The following is a 12,766-nucleotide window of genomic DNA, read 5'->3' on the forward strand; positions in this document are numbered from 1 at the left end:
CAGGACGGATCAGTCGCTTCCTTCGGCGTCGGGGTTGCCGGTTACGTCCGTCACCACGTCGCTACCGGTTTTCGTGACGTCGACGTCTTCTTCGGCGGTCATGTCCTGGATGCGCTCCTGGAACTGTTCGGACTCCAGAATCTCGTACTCGTTGTCCAGTCCCAGATAGACCGTATAACACATCAGACACAGGATGACCGCGAACGGCAACCCGGTCGTGATTGCGGCCGTCTGCAGGGCGCCGAGGCCGCCACCGACGAGCAGACTCGCGGCGACAGCACCCTCGGTGATCGCCCAGAAGACCCGCTGGACCTTCGGCACGTCGTGTTTGCCGCCCGAGGTCAGGTGGTCGACGACCAGCGACCCCGAGTCAGAGGACGTGACGAAGAACGTCACCACGAGCAGGGTCGCGAGCAGGCCCGTGACGGCCCCAAGCGGGAACTTGCTCAACATGGCGAACATCGCGACCGTCTGTCCCTGATTCGCGACGGCCGAAGCGATGCCACCGCTGCCGACGAGTTGGACCCAGAGGGCCGACCCGCCGAACGTCGCCAGCCAGAGGAACGAGAACATGGCTGGGAGGAACAGCACGCCCAATACGAACTCTCGTACGGTCCGTCCCTTCGAGATGCGCGCGATGAACATCCCGACGAACGGCGACCACGCGATCCACCAACCCCAGTAGAACACGGTCCAGCTCCCCATCCAACTCTTGACGGTGTAGCCGCCCAGTGCCGCCGAGCCACCGATGGTGCCGGTGAAAAACGACAGCGACAGGAAGTTACCGAGGTACGCACCGAGTCCGTCGGCGAACGTCCCGAAGATGTACACCGTCGGGCCGACGACGAGCAGGAACGCCAGCATAGTGAACATCAGGTAGAGGTTGAAGGTGCTCAGCCGTTTGACGCCGCCTTCCAGCCCTGCGGCGACGGAGGCCGTCGCGATGCCGGTGATAACCGCGATGAGGATGACCTGTGGCACCGTCCCGGTCGGCACGTTCACGAGACCGAGGATGTCACCCCCGACGTAGGACAGACCGGTGTTGATCTGTGCGACCCCGAGCCCCAGCGACGTCGACAGGCCGAACAGCGTCGCGAAGACGGTCACGAGGTCGATGACGTGGCCGGGCCAGCCGTAGATTCGCTCACCCAGCAGGGGCCAGAAAATCGACCGGAACGTCAGCGGGAGCCCCCGGTTGAACGAGAAGAAGGCCAGTCCGAGGCCGACCAGTCCGTAGATGGCCCACGGGTGAAAGCCCCAGTGGAAGAACGTCTGTGCCATCGCGGCGCTTGCGGCCCCGGCCGTGCCGCCCTCTGCACCGAACGTGGGCGGGACGACCATGAACTCCGATGCGCCGGAACCGAAGTGCCACATCGGCTCGGCCACGCTGAAGAACATGAGTCCGATACCCATGCCCGCGCTGAACAGCATCGCCATCCACGAGAAATCGCTGAACTCCTTTTCGGCCTCTACGCCGCCGATTCTGATGTTCCCGTACTTACTGACGGCGAAGTACAGTATCGTGACGATAAACAGGTTCACCGCCAGGATGTAGAACCACCCGAACGTTCCGTTGATGAAGTTGAAGACGTCCGTGTACACCGTCGACGCCTGATCGCCGAGGGCGATGGTCGCCGCGACGAAGGCGACGATTATGACCAGCGATATCGGGAAGACGATCGGATGAACGTCAAAGCCCAGCCGCCGGATGTTGGTGTCGCCGGGTTCTCGGTCGGACTCCGGATGGAACAGCTCCACCTGCAGCCCGTCAGACATCTGGCCAGTCGTCTCGTCACTCTCTGACATGCGTTACCCCCGTCGTGTGTATCCGCGTTGTCCGTGGTTTCATTCTCGATGTTCCCGTCGTTTCGGGTCGTTTTTCGCCCGATTCTCCGTGTCGTTCTGGCACGTGGCCGAAGTCCTTCCCGGACGAACCTGAGTCGTTCACCGGGCCAGTGTACGCGGTACGACGAGTCGCACCGCCAGTTTGGCCGTCGGTGTCCGAGCCACTGTGGTGTGCTACACTACCTCAACCCGAAGGTGCGATTGGACTATATTAAAACTTCGCCTGTATACTGCGGGTAAGGACCTACTAACCTCCGTCTCCGAGGACGCTATCCGAGCAGACACCGGGGCAGCACGGTGGTTTTCGTTCGACCGTCGCTGCGCGTACCGGTGACCGTCTTCGCACGACCAGCGTCGGAATCCGGTGACCAGTGCGAATTAAGACGGCGAGTCTACAATAACCAATAATGATAGAATTCCTGAAGGTCGTGTTTGCTCGGCTCGGAAAGGCCGTCGAGGCGGTCCTCGAACCGCTCAGGGCCGACCCGGAGTCGGACCACTTCCGGCTTTCGAGTCCGGAGACACACACGACTACTATCGACGGCGACGTGGGGTGGGGCCGTCGCCCTCCGGCGGTGGTGCGGTGTCCCCGCTGTGGGGCAGACATCGACCAACGCGACGCACGGGACGACATCGACTGTTCCCGGTGTGTCGCCGAATTTTCCCACGAGGACTTTCCCGAACTGGCGTTGCAGTATCTGGTCTGTCCGGTCTGTGGCAACCGGATGGAACACGGTCAGCGTCACCCACACGCCCTCGACGTGCCCGAGTGGGCGACGTGTCACGGCTGCCGCTATCACTGGGAGTTCAGACACTCGTACTGAGGCCGGCCGCTCGGTGTCGGGGTGGCTTTATTTATCAGCCGACCGTCCTGTCCGCATGGAGAACCTGTTAGGGACCGTCGCGGCGGGTCTCGCCGTCCTGTTGATAGGGACGGCGCTGCTCGCGATGTCGAACGGCGACTTGCAGGTGGCGGGATTTAGCTTCCTGTGTGCGAGTCTGGTCATCTACCTCCGCGAGACGCGACTCGTCGACACCTGAGTGCCGGACCATCGAGCGGCGTCGCCGTGGTCACGACAGTTCGTCCATCTCCATCCGCTGTGTGATGACCGGAACCGTCGCGGTCCGGACCACCTTGTCCGTCGTCCCCCCGAGGATGGTTCCTATCTTCCCGCGATACGCCGACCCCATCACGATGACGTCGAGGCCTTCCTCCTCGGCGTAGTCGACGATCTCCTCACTGGGCGTGCCTGTCCGAAGCGCTCGTTCGCACTCGACGCCGTACTCCGCTGCCACCTCCGCTATCTCGTCTAGGGTCTCCTGCCCGTACGTTTCGTACTCTTCCCGGACGCTCTCCTCGTCGTCCCGTATCGACATCGCCCGAGGAACGCCGGGAAGGTCCATGACGTAGAGCGCGTGGACGGTCGACCCGAGTTCGGCAGCGAGTTCGATACCGTGTGTCGCGCCCTTCTTCGATTCTGCGCTTCCGTCGTACGGAATCAATATGTGCTCGTACATACGCTACAATACAGTCGTACTTCCACGACTGCGCAGAAATAATTTCCCCCGTGAACTATCACTATTCGATCAACACGCGGGTCGGGAAACCGGCTCTCAGGCCCCCTCTAGCCCCGACTAACTACGGGAGGACGTGCTACCTATCACTCAGACAGTCCTGGCAATGTCCTCGACGGGGTAGCCGGTCTCGCGGATGGCCTCGACGATGGCGTCGGCGTGTTCCTGTCCGCTCGTCTCGACGTTGAACACCAGATAGGCCTCGCCGACGTCTAAGTCCTCGACGGAGCGCTCGTGGCGCACGTCGTGGATGTTCGCGCCTTGGTCCGCGATGGTCCCGGAGATGTCCTCCATGACGCCCGGTCGGTCGTCGATGCGCACCCGCAACCGCATGAGCTGGCGGCGCTCGGTGAGCGCGTGGATGAGCACCGTCCGGAGTTGCGTCATGTCGAGGTTCCCGCCACAGAGCAGGGGCATCACCGTCTCGTCGGTGACGTCCAGATCGTCGCTCAGGATGGCGGCGACGGAGGCGGCGGCCGCGCCCTCGACGACCTGTTTGGCGCGCTCCATCAACAGGAGGATGGCCCGGGCGATCTCGGTGTCGGTGACGGTCACCACGTCGTCGACGTTCTGCTCGATGATGCGCAGCGTCGTCTCGGAGATGCCGCCGGTCGCGATGCCGTCGGCGATAGTGTCGACTTCGTCGAGCGTCACGGGCATCCCCTTGTCGAGGCTCTCGTGGACGGTCTCCGCTCCGGTCGCCTGCACGCCGACGACGCGCGTCTCCGGCGAGAGGTGCTTGATGGCCGTCGAGACGCCGCTGATGAGGCCGCCGCCGCCGATAGGGACGACTACGGTGTCCACGTCGGGACAGTCGTGGTACATCTCGGCGCCCAGCGTCCCCTGCCCGGCGATGATGTCCGTATCGTCGTAGGCGTGGACGAACGCGGCGTCCGTCTCCTCGACTTCGGACTTCGCGTGGGCCATGGTCTCCTGAAAGTCCTTGCCGACGAGTTCGACCGTCGCGCCGTACCCTCGGGTCGCGTCGACTTTCGCCTGCGGGGCGTTGACCGGCATGAAGATGGTCGAGTCTGCTCCGCACTTCGTCGCGGCGAGGGCGACGCCTTGGGCGTGGTTGCCCGCGCTGGCGGCGACGAACTCGTCGACGCCCGCTTCGACGTCCTGTGAGATCTTGTTGTACGCGCCTCTGGTCTTGAACGACCCCGTCCACTGGAGGTGTTCCATCTTCAGGTACACCTCGCCGCCGACGAACTCGTCGAGCGACGAACTGCGTTCGACCGGCGTCTTCTTGACGACGGTGTCGTCGTCGAGGCGTTCACGCGCCCGTTCGATGTCGGCGTAGGTGACGGGCAGTTCCGCGGATTCTGTCGTTGTCATGAGTGGATTGTCGGTGCCGGGACTTACCCCCGGTCGGTCGTCGAGCGATGCCGGCGACGGCTCATCGGAGTAGCTTCTCCCGGCCGGGGTCGAACAGCGGTTCGTCTCGGACCGTCGCGTCGTAGGTCTCGCCCTCGCACTGGATCTGGACCGACGTGCCTGCATCGGCGTACTCGCTCGGGACGTACGTGTAGGCGATGGACTCGCCGATGCTGTAGCCGTAGTCGCCGGCCTGCACGTAGCCGATGGCCTCGCCGTCCTTCAGGACGGGACGTCCCGAGAGCATGATGTCCGACGAGCCGTCGAGTGTGAGCGGCGTGATGCGGTTGTCGATGCCGTCGGCTTTCGCCGATTCGAGTGCCTCCTTCCCGATGAAGTCGGTATCCATGTCGACGGCGAAGGGCAACCCGGCCTCGAACGGGTTCGAGTCGGTATCGATGTCCGTGCCCCAGAGCCTGAACCCCTTCTCCAGTCGCATCGAACTGAGAGCGCCGCCGCCCATCGGCCGGACGTCGAGGTCCTGTCCGGCCTCCCAGAGCGTCTCCCAGAGGCGCTGGCCGTACTCCGTCGGCGTCCACAGTTCCCAGCCGAGTTCACCCACGTAGGAGACGCGCAGGGCGACGACTGGCACCTCGTCGACGTACATCTGCTTCGCGCGGAAGTACGGAAAGCCGTCGTCGGTCACGTCGGCGTCCGTACACCGCTGGAGCAGGAGGCGCGATTTGGGCCCCCAGAGGCCGATTGTGGACTTCGCACCTTCCTCGATGTTGACCGACACCGTCTCGGGTGCGTGGTCTTCGAGCCACCCACCGTGGATGCCCGGCGAGTTGCCGCCGCCGGTAGTGACCATGTACTCCTCGTCGTCGAGGCGGACGACGGTGACGTCCGCGAGGATGCCGCCGCCCTCGTTCAGCAGCAGCGAGTAGCGGACCTGTCCGACGTCGATGTCCACGTCGTTGCTGCACACTCGCTGGAGGAACCCTTGACTCCCCTCGCCGGAGACCATGATGGAACTGAACGAGGTCATGTCGAACATCGACACGTTCTCGCGGGTGTGGAGGTGTTCGGCGGCTTCGATTTGCGAGCGATTGATGCCCTGCCAGCCGTCCTGTTCGGAAATCTGGTCCTCGTAGCGGTCCACGAGGTCCGCGTTGGACTCGTAGTACTGTGGCGACTCCCAGCCACCGCTCTGGTAGAACTCCGCACCCAGTTCCTTCTCCTGATGGTAGAACGGACTGGTTCGCAGGCGGCGGTGGTCGTCTGGTTGCCAGCGTGGTTCGACGATGCTGTACACCTGCTCGTAGCGCTTCGCGCCCCGGTCGACGAAGTAGTCCTTCTCGCCCGCGTGGGGTTCGAACCGCCGGACGTGGATGCCGCCGGTGTCGACGGGACCGGACGGGAGGCGGGGCGTCCCGTTCTCCATCCACTCCGCGAGGATGCGGCCGTACCCGCCGGAGTGGGTCCACCAGATGGCGAGCGCCGTCCATAGGTTGTCCACCTGCGCTGTCTCACCGACTGCGGGCATCCCGTCGGGCGTGAACACGAAGATGCCGTTCTCCGTGACCTCGTAGTCCACGTCTCGTGTCGCCGGGAGCAGTTCGTCGAAGGCCTGCTTCGCGGACTTGTCGCGATTGCGGTGGGTCGGCTCCGTCCAGTGTTCCTCGGTGAACCCGCGAACGGAGGCCTGTCGCTCCTCGGAGTTCTTTCCCATCGCCTCCGGGTCGACCGAGAGCGTCTCGTGGTTGTACGACCCCATCCCCAGCGAATCGCCGTGGGTTCGGAAGTACAGCGAGTGGTCCTGATCGCGACCGACCGGTTGGTGTGGCCCTTCGCTCATGTACTCCGCGATGGAGCGTTCGCCCGGCACGTCCAGTCCGGTCGTGTTGTCGCCGACGGAGGAACCGGCGTCGGCCAGTTCCGACATCGGTTCGGTGACGACGTACTGGTGTTCGACGGGCGCGATAGGCAGGTCCAGACCGGCCAACTGCCCGGTCTGGTAGCCCCAGTTGTTCGTCGCGATGACACAGCGCCCGCACTCGATGCGCCCCTTGTCTGTCTCGACGGCCTGAATCTCGCCGCCGGAGACGTCGAGGTCGGTCACTTCGGTGCTGCCGTAGAAGTCCGCAGACGATTCGCCGATGTACCACTGGAGGGCCGCGATGCCGTCGACGCGGCCGTCCGTCGGGGAGTAGTAGCCGCCGAGAATCTCGTCCTCGTCGACCATCGGCAGGTGGTCGGTGACCTCCTCCGGCGAGAGGAGTTCAGGTTCGGGCAACCCGTAGGAAGTCGCCCACTCCTTCCGACGACGGAGGAAGTCCATCCGGTCCTCGCTCCGGGCGAGTTCGATACCGCCCACTTCGTCGTAGACGCCGGCGTCAGAGAGCAACCGACTCGTGTAGTGGGCCGCCTTCGTCTGAATCTTCGACGGCGACGTCTGGAACATGATGCCGGGCGCGTGGACGGACGACCCGCCCGTGACCGGCAGCGGGCCTTGGTCGATGACCGTTACGTCCTCCGCGCCGAGTTCCGTCAGATGGTACGCGACACTACACCCGACGGCACCGGCACCGATGATGACGGTGTCCGCCTGTGATGGGGGAGCCTCTGTGCTCATGTATCTCGTATCGAGGTCCTTCTGTCACTATCTTAAATACACCGACGGGTTCGGATGGGGTATCTGAGGATGTCTGTGGAGAGTGCCTGAGTGGTCCGAAAATGGGACATTCGGTTTCTGCGGCAGTTGGCGGACACACGGTAGAAGACGGCGTGTGTCTCTCGAACCACAGCGTGACAGGAACGCGACACGATCGGATGGACGCGCGGCGAACGTCAGGAGACGAGCGGTTCCTCGCGGACCGTCGCGTCGTAGCGCTCGCCCTCGTAGAGAATCTCAACCTCGGTACCGGGTTCGGCGTACTCCGGTGGGAGGTACGTGTAGGCGACGCAGGCTCCTTCGGTGTACCCGTACTCTGCGCTGTGGAGGTACCCGAGCACCTCGTCCCCGTCCAGCACTGGCCGGTCGTCGAGGACTACCGCCTCGGGGTCGTCCAGCGTCAGACAGGCGACCTCGTGGTCGATGTTGTCGCCGTCGGCGGCCGCGGCGACGGCCTCCTTGCCGATGAAGTCGGTTTCGAGGTCGACGGCCCAGCCGAGGCCCGCCTCGTAGGGGTTGTGTTCGGTGTGGAGGTCTTCGCCCCACAGGCGGAACCCTTTCTCGATGCGCAGGGCGTCGAGTGCGCCGTTCCCGTAGGGCCGTATGTCGTACTCCTCGCCGGCCTCCAGAACGTGCTCCCAGAGGCGCTCCCCGTACTCGGCGGGCGTGTACAGTTCCCAGCCGAGTTCGCCGGCGTAGGACACCCGGAGCGCGGTCACGGGGACGTTCTTGACGAAGAACTGCTGGCTCGTAAAGAACGGGAAGGCGTCGTCCGAGAGGTCGACGTCGGTGACTTTCGAGAGCACCTTCCGGGCGTTCGGGCCGGTACACACCATCGCGGCGAGGTTCGAGGTGACGTCGTTGACGAGGACGCCTTCGGGCGACTGCTCGCGGACCCACGCGACGTGGTTGTTCCCGACTTCGCGGCCCGTCGTCAGCAAGAGGTAGCGGTCCTCGTCCGTGCGCGTGACGGTGATGTCGGCGCGGACGCCGCCGCCCTCGTTGCACATGAGCGTGTACTTCACGTCGCCCACGTCGATGTCCATATCGTTCGTACAGAGGTACTGAACGAACTCGCCGGCGTCCTCGCCGACGACCTCCATCTTGTTGAAGGAGGTCATGTCGTGCAGGCCGACGTTCTCGCGGACGTGTAGCGCCTCGGCGCCCTCGATGGGCGAGTAGTACTTCCCTTCCCAGCCCTCGCGGTCGGGAATCCGGTCGCCGTACTCCGCCAGCAGGTCGGCGTTGGCGTCGAACCACTGCGGGGCCTCCCACCCGGCCTCGGCCCACATCTCTGCGTCCCACGCCTCGTGGGAGTGGTACATCGGCGTCCGCCGGATGTCGCGCTGTTTGTCCGTCCACACCCACTTCGGATGCATGATGTTGTAGACGATGCGGTACTCCTCGCCGCCGATGTCGCGGGCGAAATCCCAACTGCCCTCGTGTTCGTCGAAGCGGTTGACGTCGCAGTGCGCGAGGTCTATCGGGCCTTCGGGGAGTCGCGGGACGCCGTTCTCCATCCACTCGGCCAGCGCCTTCCCGGCACCGCCGGCGTGGGTGACCCAGATGGCTGCCGCCGTCCAGAGGCCGTCGTACTCCTGTACCGGCCCCATGACGGGGAGGCCGTTGGGTGACTCGGCGAACATCCCGTTGTACTTGTGTTCGAGTTTCTTGTCCTTCGTGGCCGGGATGAGTTCGTCGCTGGCCTGTCGCGGCGCCTTGTCCGGGCGGTCCGGGTGGGTCGCCGTGTTCATGTGGTAGTCGGTGAACTCGTGGACAGAGCCCTGTTCACCGTCCGGGTCGTTCCCACCCAGTTCCTGCGGGTCCGGAACGATTGGCTCGTGGTTGTACGAGCCGATGCCGTAGGCGTCCCCGTGGTTCCGGTAGTACATCGCGTTGTCCTGGTCCCGGAGAATCGGTCTGTCGGGGCCGACGAGCAGTCGCTTTGCCTTCTCGCCGGAGACGTTCTCGTAGTTCTCGAACAGCGGGTGGTCCGTGATGTCCACGGCGCTGTCTGCGAGTTCGTCGAGCGACTCCGTCATGGTGTACTGGTGCTCGACGGGCGTCACCGGCAGGTGGACGTCGAGTTTCTCACCGAGTTGGCGGGCCCAGATGTTCGTCGCGACGACGACTTCCTCACAGTCGATGGTGCCGTGTTCGGTGACGACGCCCTCGATGGAGTCGCCGTCCGTCACCACGTTCTCCGTACGGGTGTGCGGGACGAACCGCGCACCGTTGTCCATCGCTTCCCGAGCGAGCGCGTCACAGGCCACGACGCCCGACACCTGTCCGTCCGTCGGCGAGTAGTACCCGCCGAGTATCTGGTCGGCGTCGACGAGCGGTAGATGGTCGGTGACTTCCTCCGGCGAGAGGAGTTGCGGGTCGTCGATGCCCCACGCCTTCGCGTGTTCGACGCGGCGTTGGAGGAAGTCCATGCGCTCCTCGCTTCGGGCGACTTCGATGCCGCCCACCTCGTTGTAGGCCTGCTGGCCGTCCGCGCCTTCGAGTTCGGCGTACAGGCGACGGCTGTAGTCCGCGAACTGGCTGAGGACCTTCGGTTCGGCGGTCTGGAACATGATACCCGGCGCGTGCGTCGAGGACCCGCCCGTCGTCGGCATGGGCCCTTGGTCGACGACGACGACGTCGTCGCGGCCGAGTTCCGTGAGCTGATACGCCAGATTGCAGCCGACGATACCGGCACCGACGATGACGGTGCCAGCCTCGGTCGGCAGGCTGTCTGTCGTCTCCATAAATCTGATTCGTAGGTGATTCTGGCGGCCAAATATAGTTATCCCCTGTCCTCTCGGCGGTTTTCAACCAGTCACTTTGCTGTCTGGTAGAGCTTCCGAATTTCACAATGATAGTACTGTGAAATAGAGGGTAGTGTCGATTCAGTCCACCCGACCGACGGCTCCCAGATATTCGAGTATACGGACCCTAGACGGCATGAAACAGCCGAATGGTCGGCCTTCTCCGTGGGCTCGCTCCGCGGGTGGTGACAACCCTTTTCCCTCTCTCGAGTGCGCTCTCAGTTGCATGGTCGACTCCATCTCGCTGGAGACAGCGACAGAACTGATAGCGGCGGCAGAAGCGAAGGCAGAGGAAATAGCGAACCCGATGGTCATCACGGTGGCCAACAGCGAGGGGAACCTCGTCGCCCAGCACCGGATGGACGGCGCGTGGCTCGCGTCGGTGAGCATCTCGCGAAACAAGGCGTACACGTCCGCTGCACTGGAGACGCCGACACACGAACTCGCCGAACCGTCGGAGCCCGGAAACTCCCTGTACGGACTCCAGACCACCGACGAGGGACGTATCGTCATCTTCGGCGGCGGCTACCCGCTCGAACGCGACGGCGACATCGTCGGCACTATCGGCGTCTCTGGCGGGGCCGTCTCACAGGACCGAGACGTCGCGGAAGCGGGCGTCGAACGCTGGAACGAACTCACGGAGTAACGCTAGTCGTCCCGCGGACCCGGCTGACGCGCTGCAACGGCGTCGAGCAGGTCCACGAGGGCGTCCGCGGCCGCGGTCAGCAGTGTCTCACCCAGTTCGGCGCTCCCCTCGCGCGGGTCGCCGACCACGCCGTTTTCGGTGAACTCGTCGGCGTCGAACGCGAGGTTGACGCGACCCTGCCAGTCGCCCCAGCGTTCGCTCCCGTTCTCCGCCGCCGAGTCGAGGCGGTCCTCGTGGACCGTCTCGGGGTTCGCGTGCTGGAGGAGGGCCGTCTCCAGCGGACCGCCGTGACCCATGTCGGAACTGTGCTCGCCCACTTCGTCGAACCACGTGAACGGGACGGCGTACGCCTCGTCGTGTCTCGAAATCCGGCCGGCGACCTCCCGGAGGGCCGCGATGTTGCCGCCGTGACCGTTGACGAGGACGACGCGGTCCCAGCCGTGGTGGGCCAGACTCCCCACGACGTCTCTGACGTAGTCCCGGAACGTGGACTCGGAGGTCCAGAGCGTCCCGCTGAAGGCCCGGTGTTCCTCGGCGACGCCGACCGGAACCGCGGGCGCGACGACCACTTCGCCGTCGTACTCGTCGGCGGCGCGTTCGGCCACCGCCTCCGCGTTGAGCGTGTCCGTCCCCAGCGGCGCGTGCGGGCCGTGTTGCTCCGTGCTCCCGACCGGGAGCAGTGCCAGATTCGTCTCTGTCTGTTCGGCGTCGGTCCACGTCTCGGATTCGATGTGCATACGCGCACCTCTGTGCGAACTCGAATAAAGCCCCTACTCCCGGTGCTTTTTACGCTCGCGCCGCAGTGGCGACGTATGGAGTACGAGTCTGTGACGCATACGACGAGTGACCGTTGTCTCGGTCGTCTCCCGTCGGGCAGCGACGTGTCGGTGACTGTCCACCGGTACGTTGGTGGCCCCGGCCCGGCCGTCTACGTGCAAGGGGCCCAGCACGGCATCGAACTCAACGGCCCGGCGGCGTTGCGCCGTCTCCACGGGCGATTGATCGACGCCGAAATCGCTGGGACCGTCGTCGTCGTTCCGGTGGTGAACCCGCTGGCGTTCGACCACCGCTCGTACATGACTCCCGCGGAGTACGACGTGATGAACCCGAACCTGAACCGCGTCTGGCCCGGTGACGAGGCCGGCAGCCTGCAAGAGCGACTGGCCGCCCGGTTGTGGGACCTCGTGACCGACGCCGACGCCGCCGTCGACTTACACACCGGCACCGCGGACATGCTCGAACACGTCCGGTATCAAGACGGCGAGGGCGGGGCCCGGACGCTGGCGAGGGCGTTCGGGACGGAGTACCTCGTCGTCGACAGCGACGAGGCACCGGCAGACGACGACTTCAGGGGGACGTTCCGGACGGCCGCCGCACGCGCGGACGTCCCGGCGATAACCGTCGAACTCTCGAACAGCAGGACGGTCACGCACTCGGCTATCGACACCGGCGTCGTCGGCGTCGAGAACGTCCTCCGCGAACTGGGCGTCCTCCCGGACGACCCGGCCCGACCGCCCGACCAGACGCGCCTCCGGAACGACGGTGCCACCACCGTGGCGGCGGAGTCGGGCCTGTTCGAACTGCGCCCGGACCTCGGCGTCGGCGACCACGTAGAGGCGGGAGAGACGCTCGGCGCCGTCTACTCCCCCTCGACGTTCGAACGACTCCAGACGGCCACCGCCGACGACGGTGGCGTCGCCTACTCGCTGGCCCGTGAGGCCGTGGTCGTCGCTGGCGAGCGAATCGCCGGCATCGCGACGCCGGTGTGACTGGCGTCGCAGTCGACAGCCGGTCAGCCGTATCTGTCGGGTGCAGTCTCGGTACCGCCGCCGTATTCGGGGATTTAAATGGGTTGGTTATTACTGACACACTGTTATGCTCCGTGATGTGTCATAGATA

10 protein-coding genes are annotated in these 12,766 nt (G+C 64.8%); 4 read left to right on the forward strand and 6 right to left on the reverse strand.

Annotated elements, in window-relative coordinates:
- Window positions 1-9: 9 nt before the first annotated feature.
- Complete coding sequence (locus tag NDI85_RS17460; RefSeq protein ID WP_188997242.1) at window positions 10-1,806, reverse strand: BCCT family transporter; 1,797 nt, start codon at window positions 1,804-1,806, stop codon at window positions 10-12.
- A gap of 446 nt (window positions 1,807-2,252) precedes the next feature.
- On the opposite strand from NDI85_RS17460, the gene NDI85_RS17465 reads away from it, so the two are divergent.
- Window positions 2,253-2,669, forward strand: coding sequence for a hypothetical protein (locus tag NDI85_RS17465; RefSeq protein WP_310916487.1), 417 nt, complete (start codon window positions 2,253-2,255; stop codon window positions 2,667-2,669).
- A 55-nt stretch (window positions 2,670-2,724) separates the two neighbouring features.
- Window positions 2,725-2,886, forward strand: a complete 162-nt coding sequence (locus NDI85_RS17470) for a hypothetical protein (RefSeq protein ID WP_188997246.1) — start codon at window positions 2,725-2,727, stop codon at window positions 2,884-2,886.
- A 30-nt stretch (window positions 2,887-2,916) separates the two neighbouring features.
- Here the strand turns inward: NDI85_RS17470 and NDI85_RS17475 are convergent, their stop codons facing one another.
- The 4 genes from NDI85_RS17475 to NDI85_RS17490 all read right to left on the reverse strand — a co-directional run bounded on the left by NDI85_RS17475 (window position 2,917) and on the right by NDI85_RS17490 (window position 10,161).
- A complete protein-coding gene (locus tag NDI85_RS17475) occupies window positions 2,917-3,363 on the reverse strand; it encodes a universal stress protein (RefSeq protein WP_188997249.1) in 447 nt (148 codons plus the stop codon).
- A 147-nt stretch (window positions 3,364-3,510) separates the two neighbouring features.
- Window positions 3,511-4,758, reverse strand: coding sequence for a threonine ammonia-lyase (ilvA, locus tag NDI85_RS17480; RefSeq protein WP_310916488.1), 1,248 nt, complete (start codon window positions 4,756-4,758; stop codon window positions 3,511-3,513).
- 61 nt (window positions 4,759-4,819) lie between these two features.
- Window positions 4,820-7,372 (reverse strand): FAD-dependent oxidoreductase, encoded by a 2,553-nt coding sequence (locus tag NDI85_RS17485; RefSeq protein WP_310916489.1) that lies wholly within the window; start codon window positions 7,370-7,372, stop codon window positions 4,820-4,822.
- A 215-nt stretch (window positions 7,373-7,587) separates the two neighbouring features.
- Entirely contained in the window at window positions 7,588-10,161 is a 2,574-nt protein-coding gene (locus NDI85_RS17490) for an FAD-dependent oxidoreductase (RefSeq protein WP_310916490.1), read from the reverse strand.
- A gap of 286 nt (window positions 10,162-10,447) precedes the next feature.
- On the opposite strand from NDI85_RS17490, the gene NDI85_RS17495 reads away from it, so the two are divergent.
- Window positions 10,448-10,867: a heme-binding protein gene (locus NDI85_RS17495; RefSeq protein ID WP_310916491.1), complete on the forward strand. Its 420-nt coding sequence runs from the start codon at window positions 10,448-10,450 to the stop codon at window positions 10,865-10,867.
- A gap of 2 nt (window positions 10,868-10,869) precedes the next feature.
- Here the strand turns inward: NDI85_RS17495 and NDI85_RS17500 are convergent, their stop codons facing one another.
- Complete coding sequence (locus NDI85_RS17500; protein ID WP_188997258.1) at window positions 10,870-11,604, reverse strand: creatininase family protein; 735 nt, start codon at window positions 11,602-11,604, stop codon at window positions 10,870-10,872.
- 75 nt (window positions 11,605-11,679) lie between these two features.
- On the opposite strand from NDI85_RS17500, the gene NDI85_RS17505 reads away from it, so the two are divergent.
- Window positions 11,680-12,636: a succinylglutamate desuccinylase/aspartoacylase family protein gene (locus NDI85_RS17505; protein WP_310916492.1), complete on the forward strand. Its 957-nt coding sequence runs from the start codon at window positions 11,680-11,682 to the stop codon at window positions 12,634-12,636.
- Window positions 12,637-12,766 lie beyond the last annotated feature (130 nt).

Source organism: Haloarcula sp. S1AR25-4, assembly GCF_031624555.1.
GTDB classification, from domain to species: Archaea; Halobacteriota; Halobacteria; order Halobacteriales; family Haloarculaceae; genus Haloarcula; species Haloarcula pellucida.